The organism is Pseudomonas sp. GW821-FHT02H06, assembly GCF_059421525.1.
Window position 1 is genome coordinate 248,054 of record NZ_JBWKVD010000008.1, and the last position, 19,901, is coordinate 267,954.

16 protein-coding genes and 4 tRNA genes are annotated in these 19,901 nt (G+C 54.7%); all 20 read right to left on the bottom strand.

The features are described 5' to 3' along the window. Positions 1 to 4: 4 nt before the first annotated feature. The gene (gene rplC / locus AC07VF_RS15655; RefSeq protein ID WP_065988459.1) at positions 5 to 640 is read right to left on the bottom strand and encodes a 50S ribosomal protein L3; all 636 of its coding nucleotides are present in this window, start codon (positions 638 to 640) and stop codon (positions 5 to 7) included. 81 nt (positions 641 to 721) lie between these two features. After that, complete coding sequence (gene rpsJ / locus AC07VF_RS15660; protein WP_003186070.1) at positions 722 to 1,033, bottom strand: 30S ribosomal protein S10; 312 nt, start codon at positions 1,031 to 1,033, stop codon at positions 722 to 724. Positions 1,034 to 1,172: 139 nt separating this feature from the next. Beyond that, a complete protein-coding gene (gene tuf, locus AC07VF_RS15665) occupies positions 1,173 to 2,366 on the bottom strand; it encodes an elongation factor Tu (protein WP_024646116.1) in 1,194 nt (397 codons plus the stop codon). Positions 2,367 to 2,397: 31 nt separating this feature from the next. Continuing rightward, positions 2,398 to 4,503 carry an elongation factor G gene (gene fusA, locus AC07VF_RS15670; protein ID WP_192174976.1) on the bottom strand — a complete coding sequence of 702 codons (2,106 nt, stop codon included), beginning with the start codon at positions 4,501 to 4,503 and terminating at the stop codon, positions 2,398 to 2,400. Between the two features lie 30 nt (positions 4,504 to 4,533). Beyond that, positions 4,534 to 5,004: a 30S ribosomal protein S7 gene (gene rpsG / locus AC07VF_RS15675; protein ID WP_002555493.1), complete on the bottom strand. Its 471-nt coding sequence runs from the start codon at positions 5,002 to 5,004 to the stop codon at positions 4,534 to 4,536. A 116-nt stretch (positions 5,005 to 5,120) separates the two neighbouring features. Continuing rightward, complete coding sequence (gene rpsL / locus AC07VF_RS15680) at positions 5,121 to 5,492, bottom strand: 30S ribosomal protein S12 (RefSeq protein ID WP_002555494.1); 372 nt, start codon at positions 5,490 to 5,492, stop codon at positions 5,121 to 5,123. A gap of 202 nt (positions 5,493 to 5,694) precedes the next feature. Next, positions 5,695 to 9,894 (bottom strand): DNA-directed RNA polymerase subunit beta', encoded by a 4,200-nt coding sequence (rpoC, locus tag AC07VF_RS15685; protein ID WP_108121483.1) that lies wholly within the window; start codon positions 9,892 to 9,894, stop codon positions 5,695 to 5,697. A 63-nt stretch (positions 9,895 to 9,957) separates the two neighbouring features. Then, on the bottom strand, positions 9,958 to 14,031 hold the full coding sequence (gene rpoB / locus AC07VF_RS15690; protein WP_192174975.1) for a DNA-directed RNA polymerase subunit beta: 4,074 nt from the start codon (positions 14,029 to 14,031) through the stop codon (positions 9,958 to 9,960). Positions 14,032 to 14,252: 221 nt separating this feature from the next. After that, complete coding sequence (rplL, locus tag AC07VF_RS15695) at positions 14,253 to 14,618, bottom strand: 50S ribosomal protein L7/L12 (RefSeq protein ID WP_019409897.1); 366 nt, start codon at positions 14,616 to 14,618, stop codon at positions 14,253 to 14,255. Between the two features lie 78 nt (positions 14,619 to 14,696). Continuing rightward, complete coding sequence (rplJ, locus tag AC07VF_RS15700; RefSeq protein WP_192174974.1) at positions 14,697 to 15,197, bottom strand: 50S ribosomal protein L10; 501 nt, start codon at positions 15,195 to 15,197, stop codon at positions 14,697 to 14,699. A gap of 197 nt (positions 15,198 to 15,394) precedes the next feature. Next, positions 15,395 to 16,090, bottom strand: a complete 696-nt coding sequence (gene rplA / locus AC07VF_RS15705; RefSeq protein ID WP_122536823.1) for a 50S ribosomal protein L1 — start codon at positions 16,088 to 16,090, stop codon at positions 15,395 to 15,397. Next, on the bottom strand, positions 16,090 to 16,521 hold the full coding sequence (gene rplK, locus AC07VF_RS15710) for a 50S ribosomal protein L11 (RefSeq protein ID WP_037017696.1): 432 nt from the start codon (positions 16,519 to 16,521) through the stop codon (positions 16,090 to 16,092). Before rplK ends, rplA begins: the two co-directional genes overlap by 1 nt. Before the next feature lie 119 nt (positions 16,522 to 16,640). Further along, positions 16,641 to 17,174 carry a transcription termination/antitermination protein NusG gene (gene nusG / locus AC07VF_RS15715; RefSeq protein WP_003317113.1) on the bottom strand — a complete coding sequence of 178 codons (534 nt, stop codon included), beginning with the start codon at positions 17,172 to 17,174 and terminating at the stop codon, positions 16,641 to 16,643. Between the two features lie 9 nt (positions 17,175 to 17,183). Beyond that, positions 17,184 to 17,552, bottom strand: coding sequence for a preprotein translocase subunit SecE (gene secE / locus AC07VF_RS15720; RefSeq protein WP_037017694.1), 369 nt, complete (start codon positions 17,550 to 17,552; stop codon positions 17,184 to 17,186). A 44-nt stretch (positions 17,553 to 17,596) separates the two neighbouring features. After that, positions 17,597 to 17,672: transfer RNA gene (locus tag AC07VF_RS15725), tRNA-Trp, on the bottom strand. Between the two features lie 175 nt (positions 17,673 to 17,847). Then, positions 17,848 to 17,923: transfer RNA gene (locus AC07VF_RS15730), tRNA-Thr, on the bottom strand. 26 nt (positions 17,924 to 17,949) lie between these two features. Then, positions 17,950 to 18,023: transfer RNA gene (locus tag AC07VF_RS15735), tRNA-Gly, on the bottom strand. Positions 18,024 to 18,050: 27 nt separating this feature from the next. Further along, positions 18,051 to 18,135 (bottom strand) — tRNA-Tyr (locus AC07VF_RS15740). A 142-nt stretch (positions 18,136 to 18,277) separates the two neighbouring features. Beyond that, positions 18,278 to 18,715: a hypothetical protein gene (locus AC07VF_RS15745; RefSeq protein WP_495009163.1), complete on the bottom strand. Its 438-nt coding sequence runs from the start codon at positions 18,713 to 18,715 to the stop codon at positions 18,278 to 18,280. A 62-nt stretch (positions 18,716 to 18,777) separates the two neighbouring features. Then, positions 18,778 to 19,734, bottom strand: coding sequence for a bifunctional biotin--[acetyl-CoA-carboxylase] ligase/biotin operon repressor BirA (gene birA / locus AC07VF_RS15750; RefSeq protein ID WP_192174972.1), 957 nt, complete (start codon positions 19,732 to 19,734; stop codon positions 18,778 to 18,780). Between the last annotated feature and the right edge of the window lie 167 nt (positions 19,735 to 19,901).

Sequence of the window (19,901 nt, forward strand, 5' to 3'; positions counted from 1 at the left end):
CCCCTTAACCGCGAGCCTTGGCTGCTGGACGTACAACCACATTGCCGCCAGTAGCGCCAGGAACAGCACCCTTGACCAACAACAGATTGCGTTCAGCGTCCACGCGCACTACTTCCAGGGACTGCACGGTCACGCGCTCAGCGCCCATATGACCGGACATTTTTTTGCCCTTGAATACACGACCAGGAGTCTGGCACTGGCCGATAGAGCCCGGGACGCGGTGGGACACGGAGTTACCGTGAGTATTATCTTGACCACGGAAATTGTGGCGCTTGATAGTACCTTGGAAGCCTTTACCCTTGGACTGACCGGTAACATCTACCATCTGGCCAGCAGCAAAGATTTCTGCATTGATCAGATCGCCAGCCTTGTATTCGCCTTCTTCAAGACGGAATTCCAGGACAGTACGACCTGCAGCAACGTTCGCTTTAGCGAAGTGACCTGCTTGAGCAGCAGTCACACGGGAAGCACGACGAACGCCGACAGTGACTTGCACTGCACGATAGCCATCGACTTCTTCGGTTTTGAACTGGGTGACGCGATTCGGCTCGATCTCAATGACCGTAACCGGAATGGAGACACCTTCTTCGGTGAAAATACGGGTCATACCGCATTTACGACCGACTACACCAATAGTCATGTTGTAAACCTCATGAGTGTACGGGGCTTTCACCCGCTATGGCCGCCCATTTCAGAGCGTTACACGACTAAGACCCGAGTCTTAGCCGAGGCTGATCTGTACTTCCACACCTGCCGCAAGATCAAGCTTCATCAGCGCATCAACGGTTTTATCCGTTGGCTGGACGATGTCCAGAACACGCTTATGAGTGCGGATCTCGTACTGGTCGCGCGCGTCTTTGTTGACGTGCGGAGAAACCAGAACGGTGAACCGCTCTTTACGGGTAGGGAGTGGAATCGGACCACGCACTTGAGCACCAGTACGTTTCGCGGTTTCCACGATTTCCTGGGTGGATTGGTCGATCAGGCGATGGTCAAAAGCCTTCAACCTGATACGGATTTGCTGATTTTGCATTGGATTTCAGACTCCAGGCTACTTCCCACCGAGCGCAATACGCCCGTTTAAAGGAGGCGCAATTCTATAGACGAGCTAACGGGGTGTCAACCCAATAAAAAAGCCCCCGCAAGCGGGGGCTCTTTTTGAAGATCATCGCTTACGCGATGATTTTGGCCACGACGCCAGCGCCGACGGTACGACCGCCTTCACGAATAGCGAAACGCAGACCGTCTTCCATTGCGATTGGCTTGATCAGGGTAACGGAAACTTTCACGTTATCGCCTGGCATAACCATCTCAACGCCTTCCGGCAGTTCGCAGCTACCAGTTACGTCGGTAGTACGGAAGTAGAACTGTGGACGGTAGCCTTTGAAGAACGGAGTGTGACGGCCGCCTTCTTCTTTGCTCAGCACGTAAATTTCAGCTTCGAACTGAGTGTGCGGCTTGACGGTGCCTGGCTTGACCAGAACCTGGCCACGCTCAACGTCGTCACGCTTGGTGCCGCGCAACAGAACGCCGCAGTTCTCGCCAGCACGACCTTCGTCGAGCAGCTTACGGAACATTTCAACACCGGTGCAGGTGGTGACAGTAGTGTCACGCAGACCAACGATTTCCAGTGGATCTTGAACCTTGACGATACCGCGCTCAACACGACCAGTCACAACAGTACCGCGACCGGAGATCGAGAATACGTCTTCGATTGGCATCAGGAACGGCTTGTCGACAGCACGCTCTGGCTGAGGAATGTAGCTGTCCAGAGTTTCAACCAACTTCTTGACGGCAGTGGTGCCCATCTCGTTGTCGTCTTTGCCTTCCAACGCCATGCGGGCAGAGCCGATGATGATTGGAGTGTCGTCGCCCGGGAAGTCGTAAGTGCTCAGCAGATCGCGCACTTCCATCTCAACCAGTTCCAGAAGCTCAGCGTCGTCTACCAGGTCAGCCTTGTTCAGGAAGACCACGATGTACGGAACGCCTACCTGACGGGACAGCAGGATGTGCTCACGAGTTTGTGGCATCGGACCATCAGCAGCCGAACAAACCAGGATAGCGCCGTCCATTTGGGCAGCACCAGTGATCATGTTCTTCACGTAGTCGGCGTGACCTGGGCAGTCAACGTGTGCGTAGTGACGCACGGACGAGTTGTACTCAACGTGAGCAGTGTTGATGGTGATACCGCGAGCCTTCTCTTCTGGTGCGCTGTCGATCTTGTCGAAGTCAACACGAGCCGAACCGAAAACTTCGGAGCAGACGCGAGTCAGAGCAGCGGTCAGCGTGGTTTTACCATGGTCAACGTGACCGATAGTGCCAACGTTGACGTGCGGAAGGGAACGATCAAATTTTTCTTTAGCCACGACAAATAACTCCTAGCCTAAAGGCGCTGAATCAGCCTTGTTTTTTGGTTACAGTTTCGACGATGTGCGACGGAGCTGTATTGTATTTTTTGAATTCCATAGAGTAGCTTGCGCGACCTTGGGACATGGAGCGAACGTCGGTCGCATAACCGAACATCTCACCCAACGGAACCTCGGCACGAATTACTTTGCCGGAGACCGTATCTTCCATACCCAGGATCATGCCGCGACGACGATTAAGGTCGCCCATCACGTCACCCATATAGTCTTCAGGCGTAACAACCTCTACAGCCATGATCGGCTCAAGCAACTCACCACCGCCCTTCTGGGCCAGTTGCTTGGTCGCCATGGAAGCAGCCACCTTAAACGCCATCTCGTTCGAGTCGACGTCGTGGTAAGAACCATCAAACACGGTAGCCTTCAGGCCGATCAGCGGATAGCCGGCAACAACGCCGTTCTTCATCTGCTCTTCGATGCCCTTCTGGATAGCCGGGATGTATTCCTTAGGAACCACACCACCCACTACTTCGTTCACGAATTGCAGACCTTCCTGACCTTCGTCAGCAGGTGCAAAACGGATCCAGCAGTGGCCGAACTGACCACGACCGCCGGACTGGCGAACGAACTTGCCTTCGATTTCACAGTTCTTCGTGATGCGCTCACGATACGAAACCTGAGGCTTACCGATGTTGGCTTCGACGTTAAACTCACGGCGCATCCGGTCAACCAGGATGTCCAGGTGCAGCTCGCCCATGCCAGAGATGATCGTCTGACCAGTCTCTTCATCAGTTTTGACGCGGAAAGACGGGTCTTCCTGAGCAAGTTTGCCCAGTGCGATACCCATTTTTTCCTGGTCATCCTTGGTTTTAGGCTCTACAGCAACCGAAATAACCGGCTCCGGGAAGTCCATCCGAACCAGGATGATTGGCTTGTCAGCGTTGCACAACGTTTCACCAGTGGTGACGTCCTTCATGCCGATCAAGGCCGCGATGTCACCAGCGCGTACTTCCTTGATCTCTTCGCGAGCGTTTGCGTGCATTTGCACCATACGACCCACGCGCTCTTTTTTGCCCTTGACCGAGTTGATCACGCCGTCGCCGGATGCCAACACGCCCGAGTAAACACGGACGAACGTCAAGGTACCCACGAATGGGTCGGTAGCGATCTTGAACGCCAGAGCCGAGAACGGCTCGTTGTCGTCTGCGTGACGCTCCATCTCTTCTTCTTCGTTATCAGGGTTGGTGCCCTTGATAGCAGGAATGTCGACTGGAGCTGGCAGGTAGTCGATAACGGCGTCGAGAACCAGGGGGACACCCTTGTTCTTGAAGGAAGAACCGCAAACAGCAAGAACGATCTCACCAGCGATAGTACGCTGACGCAGAGCAGCCTTGATTTCCTCGTTGGTGAGTTCTTCACCCTCAAGGTACTTGTTCATCAGCTCTTCATTGGCTTCGGCCGCAGCCTCTACCATGTTGCTGCGCCATTCGTTAGCCAGTTCCTGCAATTCAGCAGGGATAGGCTTGCGAACCGGGACCATACCCTTATCGGCATCGTTCCAGTAGACCGCTTCCATGGACATCAGATCGATCTGACCCTGGAAGTTGTCTTCAGCACCAATTGCCAGCTGGATCGGCACCGGAGTGTGACCCAGACGCTGCTTGATCTGAGCAATTACGCGCAGGAAGTTTGCGCCAGCACGGTCCATTTTGTTCACGTAAACGATACGTGGAACACCGTACTTGTTGGCTTGACGCCATACAGTTTCGGACTGAGGCTCAACGCCAGAAGTACCACAGAACACAACGACCGCGCCGTCGAGTACACGCAGGGAACGCTCAACTTCAATGGTGAAGTCTACGTGGCCCGGGGTGTCAATGACGTTGAAGCGGTATTGGTCTTTGTGTTGCTTCTCGGAACCCTGCCAAAAGGCAGTAATAGCAGCAGAAGTAATGGTAATACCACGCTCCTGCTCCTGAACCATCCAGTCGGTGGTCGCGGCGCCGTCATGCACCTCGCCCATCTTGTGGCTTTTACCGGTGTAAAAAAGGACGCGCTCGGTGGTGGTGGTTTTACCAGCATCCACGTGAGCAACGATACCAATGTTACGGTAACGGTTGATCGGTGTAGTACGAGCCATAAAGCCCTCGCAAAATTAGTGACGCTGAAATTAGAAGCGGTAGTGCGAGAAAGCTTTGTTGGCTTCAGCCATACGGTGCACGTCTTCACGCTTCTTGACCGCAGCACCTTTACCTTCGGCGGCGTCCAACAGTTCGCCAGCCAAACGCAGAGCCATAGACTTCTCACCGCGCTTGCGCGCGAAGTCTACCAGCCAACGCATTGCCAGAGCATTACGACGGGACGGACGAACTTCGACCGGAACCTGGTAAGTAGCACCGCCTACACGGCGCGACTTCACTTCGACCAGCGGAGCGATGGCGTCGAGAGCTTTCTCGAAGATTTCCAGGGGATCGGAGTTCTTGCGTTCTTTAACCTTTTCCAGCGCGCCATAAACGATACGCTCGGCAACGGCTTTCTTGCCGCTTTCCATAACGTGGTTCATGAACTTGGCCAGGATCTGGCTGCCGTATTTTGGATCGTCAAGCACTTCGCGCTTGGCTGCTACGCGTCTTCTTGGCATGGATAAGCCCTCAAACGGTCTTCAGGTTCGCTCGGAATCAGCACCTACTGGCGCCTCCGACCTTACTCTTATCGACTCAGAAAATAAGATGATTCAATTTTTACAAAAAGCCGCTACTACTTAGGCTTCTTGGTACCGTACTTCGAACGACCCTGGTTACGACCTTTGACACCGGAGGTATCCAACGAACCGCGAACGGTGTGGTAACGAACACCTGGCAAATCTTTTACACGGCCGCCGCGAATCAGTACGACGCTGTGCTCTTGCAGGTTGTGGCCTTCACCACCGATGTACGAGGAAACCTCGAAACCGTTGGTCAGACGCACACGGCAGACTTTACGCAATGCCGAGTTAGGTTTTTTCGGCGTAGTTGTATACACGCGAGTGCACACACCACGACGCTGCGGGCAGTTCTGCAGCGCAGGCACGTCGGATTTCTCGACGATACGCTTGCGCGGCTGACGTACCAGCTGGTTGATAGTTGCCATCTACTAGCTCCACTGTTGTCTTGCGACGCTATTGTCTTACAAGAAAAGCAAAATGGCAGGACATACGTCCCGCCAGATTTAGGGGTACAAGAGTCTAAAGAGGATCCTGCCCCCAGTCAAGGCAAAGCCCCGATGTCCACAGCCACTGGCAACCCATAGAAACCGGGTAATGCCAATGACCATGAAAATCGGGGCCCTACTCTCAATTACTGCTTGAGTTCAACGCTTCGGTCAGCGCGGCTTCAACTTCGCTCGCACTTACACGCATCGGCTTGTCGGCTTCACGACGACGCTTGCGCTCGCTGTGATATGCCAGACCGGTACCTGCAGGGATCAAACGACCCACAACCACGTTTTCTTTCAGGCCGCGCAGATAATCACGCTTGCCGGTCACTGCCGCTTCGGTCAACACGCGAGTGGTCTCCTGGAAGGAGGCCGCCGAGATGAACGATTCGGTGGACAGCGAGGCCTTGGTGATACCGAGCAACACCCGAGTAAATTTGGAAACAAATTTCTCGTCAGCCGCGAGGCGCTCGTTTTCAACCAGTACGTGCGTCAACTCCATCTGGTCGCCCTTGATGAAGCTGGAGTCGCCCGACTCAGCGATCTCGACTTTACGCAGCATCTGACGCAGGATCGTCTCGATATGCTTGTCGTTGATCTTCACGCCTTGCAGGCGGTAAACGTCCTGAATCTCGTTGACGATGTATTTCGCCAGAGCGCTGACACCCAGCAGACGCAGGATATCGTGCGGATCGCTAGGACCGTCGGAGATAACCTCACCACGGCTGACCTGCTCACCTTCAAAGACGTTGAGGTGACGCCACTTTGGAATCAGCTCCTCGTACGGATCGGTACCATCGTTTGGCGTGATAACCAGACGGCGCTTGCCCTTGGTCTCTTTACCGAACGCGATCGTACCGCTGACTTCAGCCAGGATCGATGCTTCTTTCGGACGACGCGCTTCGAACAAGTCGGCAACGCGCGGCAGACCACCGGTGATGTCGCGAGTCTTGGAGGTCTCTTGCGGAATACGGGCGATAACGTCACCCACACCCACTTGCACACCATCCGCAACACCGACGAGGGCGTTTGCCGGCAGGAAGTACTGAGCGGGTACGTCGGTACCCGGCAACAACAGATCCTTGCCATCAACACCAACCATCTTGACCGCAGGACGAATGTCTTTACCTGCTGCAGGACGGTCTTTGGCATCCAGTACTTCGATGTTGGTCAAACCGGTCAATTCGTCGGTCTGGCGCTTGATCGTAATACCTTCTTCCATGCCCACGTAGGTCACGGTGCCTTTCATCTCGGTGACGATTGGGTGAGTGTGCGGATCCCACTTGGCCACGATGGACCCTGCGTCAACCTTGTCACCTTCCTTCACCAGAATCACAGCGCCATACGGCAGTTTGTAACGCTCGCGCTCACGCCCGAATTCGTCGGCAATTGCCAGCTCACCAGAACGCGAAACCGCGACCAAGTGGCCATCAAGACGCTCAACGTGCTTCAAGTTGTGCAGACGAACGATACCGCCGTTCTTGACCTGGACACTGTCCGCAGCAGAAGTACGGCTTGCCGCACCACCGATGTGGAATGTACGCATGGTCAGCTGGGTACCCGGCTCACCGATCGACTGCGCGGCGATAACGCCGACAGCTTCACCGATGTTCACCTGGTGACCACGTGCCAGATCTCGGCCGTAGCATTTGGCGCAAATACCGAAACGGGTTTCGCAGCTGATTGGGGAACGCACGATGACTTCGTCGATGCTATTCAGCTCGATGAATTCAACCCACTTCTCGTCAACCAGCGTGCCGCCTGGAACGATGACATCTTCAGTACCAGGCTTGAATACGTCACGGGCGATCACTCGACCCAATACGCGTTCGCCCAACGGCTCTACGACATCACCGCCTTCGATGTGCGGCGTCATTACCAGACCGTGTTCAGTACCGCAATCAACCTCGGTAACAACCAGATCTTGTGCCACGTCTACCAGACGACGAGTCAGGTAACCGGAGTTCGCGGTTTTCAACGCAGTATCCGCAAGACCCTTACGAGCACCGTGAGTCGAGATGAAGTACTGAAGAACGCTCAAACCTTCGCGGAAGTTCGCAGTGATCGGCGTCTCGATGATCGAGCCATCCGGCTTGGCCATCAGACCACGCATACCTGCCAGCTGACGAATCTGTGCTGCGGAACCCCGCGCACCCGAGTCGGCCATCATATACATCGAGTTGAAGGATTCCTGGTCAACAGTCTCACCGTGACGGTCGACAACCTTCTCTTTCGAGAGGTTGGACATCATCGCCTTCGAGACTTCATCGTTGGCCTTGGACCAGAGGTCGATCACCTTGTTGTACTTCTCGCCCTGAGTAACCAGGCCTGAGGCGTACTGACTTTCGATCTCTTTCACTTCATCGGTTGCGGCGTCGATGATGCGAGCTTTTTCATCAGGGATAACGAAGTCGTTAACGCCGATGGAAACACCCGAGATCGTCGAATAGGCAAAACCGGTGTACATCAACTGGTCAGCGAAGATAACGGTCTCTTTCAGGCCAACCACGCGATAGCACTGGTTGATCAGCTTGGAGATTGCCTTCTTCTTCATCGGCTGGTTGACGACGTCGTATGACAGGCCGGCCGGGACCACCTGGAACAGCAGCGCACGGCCGACGGTTGTGTCGACGATACGGGTGTTCTTGACGCTGCCACCGTCACGATCATTGACCGTTTCGTTGATGCGCACTTTTACTTTCGCATGCAGTGCGGCTTCGCCGGCACGGAACACACGGTCAACTTCCTGCAGATCCGCGAATACACGACCTTCGCCTTTGGCGTTGATCGCTTCACGAGTCATGTAGTACAGACCCAATACAACGTCCTGCGAAGGAACGATGATTGGCTCACCGTTAGCAGGCGACAGAATGTTGTTGGTCGACATCATCAGCGCACGGGCTTCGAGCTGGGCTTCCAGCGTCAGCGGCACGTGAACGGCCATCTGGTCACCGTCGAAGTCGGCGTTGTATGCCGCACAGACCAGCGGGTGCAGCTGGATTGCCTTACCTTCGATGAGGACCGGCTCAAACGCCTGGATGCCCAGACGGTGAAGCGTCGGCGCCCGGTTCAGAAGCACTGGGTGTTCGCGAATGACTTCGGCGAGAACGTCCCAGACTTCTGGCAGCTCGCGCTCAACCATCTTCTTGGCAGCTTTGATGGTGGTCGCAAGACCACGCATTTCGAGCTTGCCGAAAATGAACGGCTTGAACAGCTCAAGTGCCATCTTCTTCGGCAGACCGCACTGGTGCAGACGCAGGGTCGGACCTACGGTAATTACCGAACGGCCAGAGTAGTCAACACGCTTACCAAGCAAGTTCTGACGGAAACGACCCTGCTTACCCTTGATCATGTCAGCCAGGGATTTCAGAGGACGCTTGTTCGAACCAGTGATGGCGCGACCGCGACGACCGTTATCAAGCAGCGCATCCACAGCTTCCTGCAGCATGCGCTTTTCGTTGCGCACGATGATGTCAGGAGCAGACAGATCCAGCAGACGCTTCAAACGGTTGTTACGGTTGATCACCCGACGATACAGATCGTTGAGGTCAGAAGTCGCGAAGCGACCACCATCCAGTGGAACCAGTGGACGCAGGTCTGGCGGAAGAACCGGCAGAACGGTCAACACCATCCACTCTGGAAGGTTGCCGGAACCCTGGAAGGCTTCCATCAACTTCAGACGCTTGGACAGCTTCTTGATTTTGGTTTCGGAGTTGGTTTGCGGAATCTCTTCGCGCAGACGGCCAATCTCGTGTTCCAGATCAATAGCGTGCAGCAGCTCACGGACAGCTTCGGCACCCATACGGGCGTCGAAGTCATCACCGAACTCTTCAAGGGCTTCGAAGTATTGCTCGTCGTTAAGCAGCTGCCCTTTTTCGAGGGTAGTCATGCCCGGATCGATAACGACATAGCTCTCGAAGTAGAGAACGCGTTCGATGTCACGCAGGGTCATGTCCATCAGCAAGCCGATACGGGACGGCAGTGATTTCAGGAACCAGATGTGAGCAACCGGCGATGCCAGTTCGATGTGAGCCATGCGCTCACGACGGACTTTGGCCAGTGCGACTTCAACGCCGCATTTTTCGCAGATAACGCCACGATGCTTCAAGCGCTTGTACTTACCGCACAGGCACTCGTAATCCTTGACCGGGCCAAAGATCTTGGCGCAGAACAGGCCGTCACGCTCAGGTTTGAACGTACGGTAGTTGATAGTTTCCGGCTTTTTAACTTCACCGAACGACCACGAGCGGATCATCTCAGGCGATGCCAATCCGATACGGATGGCGTCGAACTCTTCGACTTGACCCTGGTTTTTCAGCAAATTCAGTAGGTCTTTCAAGGCCTTTCCTCCTGGCGGAGCAGAGGGCAGTCATACCGACCCGCCCTCGATTCGCGTCACGTGTTATTCGGTTTCCAGATCGATATCGATACCGAGCGAACGGATTTCTTTGATCAACACGTTGAAGGACTCGGGCATGCCCGGCTCCATACGGTGATCGCCGTCCACGATGTTCTTGTACATCTTGGTACGGCCGTTCACGTCGTCCGACTTCACTGTGAGCATTTCTTGCAGAGTGTACGCCGCGCCATATGCTTCCAGCGCCCAGACTTCCATCTCCCCGAAACGCTGACCACCGAACTGAGCCTTACCACCCAGCGGCTGCTGGGTGACCAGGCTGTACGAACCAGTGGAACGCGCGTGCATCTTGTCGTCCACCAAGTGGTTCAGCTTCAGCATGTACATGTAGCCAACGGTGACCGGACGCTCAAACTTGTTACCGGTACGGCCGTCGAACAGCTGCATCTGGCCACTGTCCGGCATGTCCGCCAGGCGGAGCATTGCCTTGATTTCGGATTCCTTGGCGCCGTCGAATACCGGGGTAGCCATAGGAACGCCGCCACGCAGGTTCTTCGCCAGATCCAGAATTTCCTGATCAGACAGGTCATCAAGACTTTCCTGACGGCCGCCAATCTCGTTGTAGATCTCGTTCAGGAACTTGCGCAGTTCAACGACTTTACGCTGCTCTTCGAGCATGCGGTTGATCTTCTCGCCCAATCCTTTAGCCGCGAGGCCCAGGTGAGTTTCGAGGATCTGACCGACGTTCATACGCGAAGGTACACCCAACGGGTTGAGGACGATATCCACCGGCGTGCCATTGGCATCGTGCGGCATGTCTTCAACCGGCATGATCACGGAGACCACACCTTTGTTACCGTGACGACCGGCCATCTTGTCGCCCGGCTGGATGCGACGGCGAATGGCAAGGTAGACCTTGACGATCTTCAGCACGCCTGGAGCAAGGTCATCGCCCTGCTGCAGCTTGCGCTTCTTGTCTTCGAACTTGTCGTCAAGCAGACGGCGACGGTCAACGATGTACGCCTGGGCCTTCTCGAGCTGCTCGTTTAGCGCATCTTCGACCATGCGCAGCTTGAACCACTGACCGTGCTCCAGACCGTCCAGAACTTCGTTGGTGATTTCCTGCCCTTTCTTCAGGCCGGCACCACCTTCAGCGACACGACCGACCAGCGCGGAACGCAGACGCTCGAAAGTTGCGCCTTCAACGATGCGGAACTCTTCGTTCAAGTCCTTGCGGATCTCGTCAAGCTGGCTCTTCTCGATGGACAGCGCACGAGCATCACGCTCAACGCCATCACGCGTGAAGACCTGGACATCAATGACGGTGCCTTTGGTACCGGTAGGTACACGCAGGGAGGTGTCTTTAACGTCGCTGGCTTTTTCACCGAAGATTGCGCGCAGCAGCTTCTCTTCCGGCGTCAGCTGGGTCTCGCCTTTCGGAGTGACCTTACCTACCAGAATGTCACCAGCGCCGACTTCCGCACCCACATAAACGATACCGGCTTCGTCCAGCTTGTTAAGTGCTGCTTCACCCACGTTAGGGATGTCAGCAGTGATCTCTTCAGGCCCAAGCTTGGTATCACGCGCCACACAGGTCAGTTCCTGAATGTGGATCGTGGTGAAGCGGTCTTCCTGGACAACACGCTCGGACAGGCAAATGGAGTCTTCGAAGTTGAAGCCGTTCCACGCCATGAACGCGATGCGCATGTTCTGACCCAGTGCCAGCTCACCCATATCGGTGGACGGGCCGTCAGCCATGATGTCGCTACGCTGAACGCGATCACCCTTGCTCACCAGCGGGCGCTGGTTGATGCAGGTGTTTTGGTTCGAACGTGTGTATTTGGTCAGGTTGTAGATGTCGACACCGGCTTCGCCTGTCTCAACTTCGTCATCTGCAACACGAACCACGATACGGCTAGCGTCAACCGAGTCAATCACGCCGCCACGACGGGCCACGACGCAAACGCCGGAGTCACGCGCAACGTTACGCTCCATGCCAGTACCAACCAGCGGCTTGTCAGCGCGCAGTGTTGGAACAGCCTGACGCTGCATGTTCGAACCCATCAACGCACGGTTGGCATCGTCGTGCTCAAGGAACGGGATCAGCGATGCTGCAACGGAAACAACCTGCTTCGGCGAAACATCCATCAGGGTGACGTCTTCCGGCGCCTTGACGGTGAACTCGTTCAGGTGACGAACAGCAACCAGCTCGTCGATCAGGATCTTCTTGTCGTTCATTGCCGCAGATGCCTGGGCAATGACGTGATCCGCTTCCTCAATAGCTGAGAGGAAAACGATTTCGTCAGTTACCAGAGCGTCCTTAACCACACGGTACGGGCTCTCGAGGAAGCCGTACTGGTTGGTGCGCGCGTATGCCGCCAAGGAGTTGATCAGACCAATGTTCGGACCTTCCGGCGTTTCAATCGGGCAGACACGACCGTAGTGAGTCGGGTGTACGTCACGAACTTCAAAGCCGGCACGCTCACGCGTCAGACCACCAGGGCCGAGTGCAGAGACACGACGCTTGTGAGTGATCTCGGACAGCGGGTTGTTCTGGTCCATGAACTGGGAAAGCTGGCTGGAACCGAAGAACTCTTTCACCGCCGCCGCAACAGGCTTGGCGTTGATCAGGTCCTGAGGCATCAGGCCTTCGCTTTCTGCCATCGACAGACGCTCTTTAACCGCACGCTCAACACGCACCAGACCTACACGGAACTGGTTCTCGGCCATCTCGCCTACGCAACGAACGCGACGGTTACCGAGGTGATCGATGTCATCGACGATGCCTTTACCATTACGGATGTCGACCAGGGTCTTCAGCACGGCGACGATGTCGTCTTTGTGCAGGACGCCCGAACCTTCGATCTCGGTACGACCGATACGACGGTTGAACTTCATCCGACCTACAGCCGACAGATCGTAGCGCTCTGGGCTGAAGAACAGGTTGTTGAACAAGGTCTCGGCGGCATCCTTGGTAGGTGGCTCGCCAGGACGCATCATCCGATAGATTTCGACCAGGGCTTCAAGCTGGTTGCCGGTCGAGTCGATCTTCAGGGTGTCGGAGATGAAAGGACCGCAGTCGATGTCGTTCGTGTACAGCGTCTCGATGCGAACAACCTGAGCCTTGGCAATTTTTGCCAGGATCTCGGTATTCAGCTCGGTATTGCACTCGGCAATGATCTCACCCGTCGCTGGGTGCACGATCGCCTTGGCGCTGGTGCGGCCAATAACGTAGTCGAGCGGAACCTCAAGGGTCTTGATGTTCGCTTTTTCGAGCTGGTTGATGTGACGGGCCGTAATACGACGGCCTTGCTCAACAATCACCTTGCCCTTGTCGTCCAGAATATCCAGAACGGCAATTTCGCCACGCAGGCGCTGAGGCACCAACTCCAGATTCAGGTTCTCGCCCTGAACGTGGAATACGTTGGTGGTGTAGAAAGCATCCAACACTTCTTCAGTGGTGTAACCCAATGCACGGAGCAGAACCGATGCAGGGAGTTTGCGGCGACGGTCGATACGAACGAAGACACAGTCTTTCGGATCGAATTCGAAGTCCAGCCACGAACCACGGTAAGGAATGATGCGAGCCGAATACAACAGCTTGCCCGAACTGTGCGTCTTGCCGCGGTCATGGTCAAAGAACACGCCCGGGGAACGGTGCAGCTGGGAAACGATCACACGCTCGGTACCGTTGATAACGAAGGTACCGTTTTCAGTCATCAGGGGGATTTCACCCATATAGACTTCTTGCTCTTTGATGTCCTTGATCGCTTTGTTCGACGATTCTTTGTCGAAAATGATCAGACGTACTTTTACCCGCAAAGGTACGGCGTATGTCACACCGCGGAGCACGCATTCCTTGACATCAAAAGCCGGTTCGCCCAGACGATAACCCACATACTCCAGAGCAGCATTGCCGGAGTAGCTGATGATCGGGAAAACAGATTTGAAGGCCGCATGCAGGCCCACGTCGCGGAACTGATCTTTAGTCGCTCCCGCTTGCAAGAATTCACGATACGAATCCAGCTGGATGGCCAGGAGGTAAGGCACATCCATGACGTCCGGCAACTTGCTAAAGTCCTTGCGGATACGTTTTTTCTCAGTATATGAGTAAGCCATCAGCGTTCCCCAGCTTGGTCACCTGCTTGTTTGGCTCCTCCCGACGGGAGCAGCCAGAAAAATCTTGCGAACCCCATGGTTCGCGCCACCGTTCGAGGTGGGTAGATCACGTAATCAGCGCTAACCGAATCAGCTGCCAACAACGGAAAAAGGCCGGTGGCAGAAGCCACCAGCCATCAGCCTTTCGCTTAACGCTTGGGCTGGAAACGCAAAGTCGATGCTTACTTCAGCTCGACTTTAGCGCCTGCTTCTTCCAGAGTAGCCTTGGCTTTGTCAGCAGCGTCTTTAGCTACTGCTTCCAGAACCATTGCTGGAGCGCCGTCAACGACTGCCTTGGCTTCTTTCAGGCCCAGACCGGTCAGTTCACGAACTGCCTTAATAACGTTAACTTTCTTCTCGCCAGCTTCCAGCAGCATGACGTTGAATTCAGTTTGCTCTTCAACAACGGCGGCAGCAGCAGCTGGGCCAGCGGAAGCAGCAGCAGCGCTAACACCGAATTTTTCTTCGAATGCTTTGATCAGCTCTACAACCTGCAGAACGGACATTTCAGCTACGGCGTTGAGGATATCGTCTTGAGAGATAGACATGACTCTAATTCCTGAATTGGGGGACGGCCTACGCGACCATCGAAATAAACAAAAATACGCGAGAAGAAGTGCCGGCCCTTAGGCTGCAGCGGCTTCTTTCTGTTCGCGAATAGCCGCCAGAGTACGAGCGAGCTTGCTGGTAGCGCCTTGAATCACGCTCATCAGCTGCGAAATCGCTTCGTTGCGGGTCGGCAGTGTTGCCAGTACGTCGATCTGATTAGCTGCGAGGTACTTGCCCTCAAACGCAGCTGCCTTGATCTCGAACTTATCCTGACCTTTAGCGAACTCTTTGAACAAACGGGCAGCAGCACCTGGATGTTCGTTGGAGAAGGCGATCAAGGTCGGGCCGGTGAACACATCGTTGAGGACACTGTATTCAGTATCAGCAACGGCGCGCTTGAGCAGGGTGTTACGTACGACACGTACGTAAACGCCAGCTTCACGAGCCTCTTTACGGAGTCCGGTCATCGCGCCTACCGTCACACCGCGGGCATCAGCCACAACAGCAGACAGAGCGACTTTGGCAGCCTCGTTGACTTCAGCGACGATGGCCTTCTTGTCTTCGAGTTTAATTGCCACGGGTTTAACTCCTGCTTGTTACCGTTTCATCTGACCTGAGCCGGATGTCGTTTTGGTGTCTGATTCGGTAAGGAACCGGGAGCACCATCTGCGTAGGCTTGTGGTTTAAGGCTTTCGCCGCCTACGGTCTTGGATAGCCCCCGCCAGGCAGGGACCCCAATTTTCGCAATGACGCGGTTACCCGCGTCATGCCAGTCTTACGCGTCCAACGAACCTTGGTCGATGACCAAGCCTGGGCCCATAGTGGTGCTCAGTGTTACGCGCTTAACGTAGATACCTTTCGAGGAAGCTGGCTTGATACGCTTCAGATCAGCGATCAGAGCTTCAACGTTCTCACGCAGCTTGTCTGCATCAAAGCCGACCTTGCCAACGGAGGTATGGATAATGCCGTTTTTGTCGGTGCGATAACGAACCTGACCAGCCTTGGCGTTTTTCACGGCAGTGGCTACGTCTGGAGTAACGGTACCGACTTTAGGGTTAGGCATCAGGCCGCGCGGGCCGAGGATCTGACCCAGCTGACCAACAACACGCATTGCGTCCGGGGAAGCAATCACGACGTCATAGTTCAGGTCGCCGCCTTTCATTTCAGCAGCCAGATCGTCCATACCAACACGATCAGCGCCGGCAGCCAAAGCAGCCTCAGCAGCTGGACCCTGAGTAAATACTGCGACACGAACGGTCTTGCCAGTGCCGTGAGGCAGCACGGTGGCGCTACGTACGACCTGATCGGATTTACGAGGATCAACACCGAGGTTCACAGCGACATCTACAGACTCGCTGAACTTCACTGTCGACAACTCAGCCAGCAGAGCAGCGGCTTCGTTGAAGTTATAAGATTTGCCAGCTTCGACTTTGGAAGCGATAGCTTTTTGGCGCTTAGTCAGCTTAGCCATTACACACCCTCCACGTTAAGGCCCATGCTACGAGCAGAACCGGCGATGGTGCGCACGGCGGCGTCCATATCAGCAGCGGTCAAGTCGGCATTTTTTGCCTTGGCGATTTCTTCCAGCTGAGCACGGGTTACTGTGCCAACTTTTACGGTGTTCGGACGAGCCGAGCCGCTGGTCAAGCCAGCTGCTTTTTTCAGCAGTACCGAAGCCGGGGTGCTTTTGGTTTCAAAGGTGAAGCTGCGGTCACTGTAAACAGTGATAATCACAGGGGTCGGCAAACCTGGCTCAATACCCTGAGTACGGGCGTTGAACGCTTTGCAGAATTCCATGATGTTCACGCCGTGCTGACCCAGTGCAGGACCAACAGGCGGGCTCGGGTTAGCCTGAGCGGCTTTCACTTGAAGCTTGATGTAAGCGGTAATCTTCTTGGCCATGAGGCACTCCAATTACGGGTTCTAGCGCCTCGAAAGGCTCCCCGGTTACTTGCGCGTTTATCCCGGTGACGAAAAAACCCCACAGCCCAGGGCTGCGGGGTATGGGATTCTGAGTTCAGTTACGCCTTTTCGACCTGACTGAACTCCAACTCCACCGGAGTGGAGCGTCCGAAAATGAGCACCGCCACTTGGATTCGGCTCTTTTCGTAGTTGACTTCTTCGACAGTACCGTTGAAATCAGCAAACGGACCATCTGTAACACGGACGACTTCGCCCGGCTCGAACAGAGTTTTTGGCTTCGGCTTGTCGCTGCCATCAGCAACGCGACGCAGAATTGCCTCGGCTTCTTTATCGGTAATAGGGGCCGGCTTGTCTGCCGTGCCACCGATGAAACCCATTACACGAGGAGTATCCTTGACCAAGTGCCAAGTGCCCTCGTTCATGTCCATCTGGACAAGCACATAGCCAGGGAAGAATTTGCGTTCACTTTTGCGTTTCTGGCCGTTACGCATTTCCACTACTTCTTCAGTAGGGACCAGAATCTCGCCGAAGCCATCTTCCATGCCTGCAAGCTTTACACGCTCAACCAGTGAGCGCATGACATGCTTCTCGTAACCCGAGTAGGCATGCACTACGTACCAACGCTTAGCCACGGGACACCCTTAGCCGACAATCAAGGAAACAAGCCAGCCGAGCAGGGAATCTAAACCCCACAACAGCAGCGCCATGACGAGAACCACTGCAACCACGATCAAAGTGGTCTGGGTAGTCTCTTGACGCGTAGGCCACACGACTTTACGAATCTCAGCGCGAGCTTCTTTGGCCAAAACAAAGAAAGCCTTACCCTTCCCCGTCTGCAGAGCCACATAGGCTGCCACGGCGGCGATCACAAGCAGGGCAAGAACGCGATACAGGATTGGCTGCGCGGAGTAGTATTGATTTCCAACGACACCCACGACTACCAGAAGCACTACTACAAGCCACTTCACGAGATCAAAACGGGAGTCTTGGGCTTCAGCCTTTGGATTCATCTACTAAAATCCTGTGAAAAGAAAGCCAGATACTTTGGAGAATCTGGCAGGTCAGGAGGGAATCGAACCCCCAACCTACGGTTTTGGAGACCGTCGCTCTGCCAATTGAGCTACTGACCTAAAAGCAAAATCAGGCCGAACATTATGCGGACCTGACAGGAAGATTTCAACAGCAACTCGACAACTGCGATTATGCACGTCGAATCACAGCGGCGCCACCTCACCAAGACCTTGAAAACCTTGGTATTCGTAGCGCCTAAAACAAAGGCAGATACTCACATATCTGCCTTAGTAATGGAGCTCTTGAGCGGATTTGAACCGCTGACCTCACCCTTACCAAGGGTGTGCTCTACCAACTGAGCTACAAGAGCAAAACACATTGCACAACCAGAAAACTTGGAGCGGGTAGCGGGAATCGAACCCGCATCATCAGCTTGGAAGGCTGAGGTTCTACCACTAAACTATACCCGCTGAGCTTTGCTGCTTACGCTCAAAATATGGTGGAGGGGGAAGGATTCGAACCTTCGAAGTCGTAGACGTCAGATTTACAGTCTGATCCCTTTGGCCGCTCGGGAACCCCTCCTAAGCGAGGCAGCATTCTATATCATGCTACCCTTCTGTCAATCTTTTTCTCAATAAAAACTTGAGGTTACAAGCATTGACCATCGCTACATCAGTACCTATCAATTGATCTGCACTGCGAAGCGGGCGCCATTCTATTCAAACTAATCTACGGTTGCAATGCCTTCACATGACATTATTTCATTTTTTAGCATGGGAAAATCCCTGCGGAGCTCGGCAATCAAAACCTCGCTGACCAAGCGCCGGCTAGCAGGCGCAATTTTCAGCCAGTACACGCGGCCTTCCTGATCCAGGCGCTTTTCAAGGTGAGTATCGATATCTAAGGCAACAAGACGCTGCTCGAGAAGTGCGGCTTCAGCCTGCTTGGCAGTTCCCCCCAGGTAGAGGCAGTTCTCTTGTCCTGTAGAGGTACGCGCAGTACCACCACCGACTCCCGACTCGCCCAGCAAACGAATATTTTGGCCATACGCTCGATGAGTCAGCAGCGGCTCGACCTCTTTAGGACGCAGCGGCGCATCCTGCTGATGCCAGAAGAAATACAGACCGTTCAACATGAGTAACAACAAAAACGTCCATGGCATACCCACCTCATTAACGATACGCACCTGAATACAGGCCGATCTTACTAACTCTGATTTCTACCCTAACCACCCTGGAGCCTGAGAGTCACCTCCCCCCCGCTGAAATGCTCTTCACGCCCATCTACCTCCAGGCGTAACGCCCCATCATCACCAATGCCCTTCACAACGCCCTGGGTGGTGTTCGTACCCGCGGTGAGAGCGACCGCGAGGCCTTGCCATAGATGCTTGTCCTCCCACGCTTTTCTATACGCTGCAAATCCTCTTTCCTGATGGCCAGCAAGATAGCCACTGAGATTTCGACTTAGCGCGCAGGCGACCTTGTTTCTGTCCTGAATATCTCCCAGCTCAAGGGCCACCGACGTCCAAGCCTGATCGACGTCAACGGAATCACGCATATTGATATTGATCCCAATACCGATAACTACATGGCAAACATTAGCGAGATCGCCGGTTACCTCGAGCAGCACTCCAGCGAGTTTTTTGCAGCCAACCAGAATGTCGTTAGGCCATTTTAGCCCCGCTCTATGGATACCGAGTTCTCGCAGCGTATCTACAACTGCAAGCCCTACGACAAGGCTAAGACCGTCGAGCCGACGGGTACCGCCATCCATACGCAAAGCAAGGCTGTAATAGAGGTTTTCAGCAAAAGGACTTACCCATTGACGCCCACGCCTGCCGCGGCCTGCTGTCTGCTGCTCTGCAAGAACCAAAGCAGGAAGGGCTGCGCCTGAACTTGCCATTCTCATGGCTTCGGCATTCGTGGAGTCGATAGTTTCGTGAATGCTACATGTCCAACCCAATCTTTCGTGCTCATCGATCAGCACCTCACTGTCCAACAACGAAAGTGGGGAAGCCAAACGGTAACCTCGGCCGCGCACCTTGTAAATTTCGATGCCAAGCTCAGCCTGGGCCTGCTGCAGCTTCTTCCAGACAGCACTTCGGCTGACGCCCAGCGCGAGCCCCAGATCCTCGCCGGAGTGAAACGCCCCATCTCCAAGTAGCTTTAGCAACGTATGCATGGATTTCAGCGCCTGGTTGTAAGACGCGCATGATAGCCATCTAGCCGACCTACGCAAGCGTGCCGTGCAGGGTACAAGGCGTAGTCAAGCCATGAAGCTACCCGGGAGTTGCACATCGATCGCTGCCGCGATGCCGCAACCACCTTGATCATCGTCCTGTGCATCTT

What these genes read in the sequence shown, in the direction of transcription:
- rplC (WP_065988459.1), bottom strand. Translation starts at nt 640, where the DNA reads ATGACTATTGGTGTAGTCGGTCGTAAATGCGGTATGACCCGTATTTTC.
- rpsJ (WP_003186070.1), bottom strand. Translation starts at nt 1,033, where the DNA reads ATGCAAAATCAGCAAATCCGTATCAGGTTGAAGGCTTTTGACCATCGC.
- fusA (WP_192174976.1), bottom strand. Translation starts at nt 4,503, where the DNA reads ATGGCTCGTACTACACCGATCAACCGTTACCGTAACATTGGTATCGTT.
- rpsG (WP_002555493.1), bottom strand. Translation starts at nt 5,004, where the DNA reads ATGCCAAGAAGACGCGTAGCAGCCAAGCGCGAAGTGCTTGACGATCCA.
- rpsL (WP_002555494.1), bottom strand. Translation starts at nt 5,492, where the DNA reads ATGGCAACTATCAACCAGCTGGTACGTCAGCCGCGCAAGCGTATCGTC.
- rpoB (WP_192174975.1), bottom strand. Translation starts at nt 14,031, where the DNA reads ATGGCTTACTCATATACTGAGAAAAAACGTATCCGCAAGGACTTTAGC.
- rplL (WP_019409897.1), bottom strand. Translation starts at nt 14,618, where the DNA reads ATGTCTATCTCTCAAGACGATATCCTCAACGCCGTAGCTGAAATGTCC.
- rplA (WP_122536823.1), bottom strand. Translation starts at nt 16,090, where the DNA reads ATGGCTAAGCTGACTAAGCGCCAAAAAGCTATCGCTTCCAAAGTCGAA.
- rplK (WP_037017696.1), bottom strand. Translation starts at nt 16,521, where the DNA reads ATGGCCAAGAAGATTACCGCTTACATCAAGCTTCAAGTGAAAGCCGCT.
- secE (WP_037017694.1), bottom strand. Translation starts at nt 17,552, where the DNA reads ATGAATCCAAAGGCTGAAGCCCAAGACTCCCGTTTTGATCTCGTGAAG.
- AC07VF_RS15745 (WP_495009163.1), bottom strand. Translation starts at nt 18,715, where the DNA reads ATGCCATGGACGTTTTTGTTGTTACTCATGTTGAACGGTCTGTATTTC.
- birA (WP_192174972.1), bottom strand. Translation starts at nt 19,734, where the DNA reads ATGCATACGTTGCTAAAGCTACTTGGAGATGGGGCGTTTCACTCCGGC.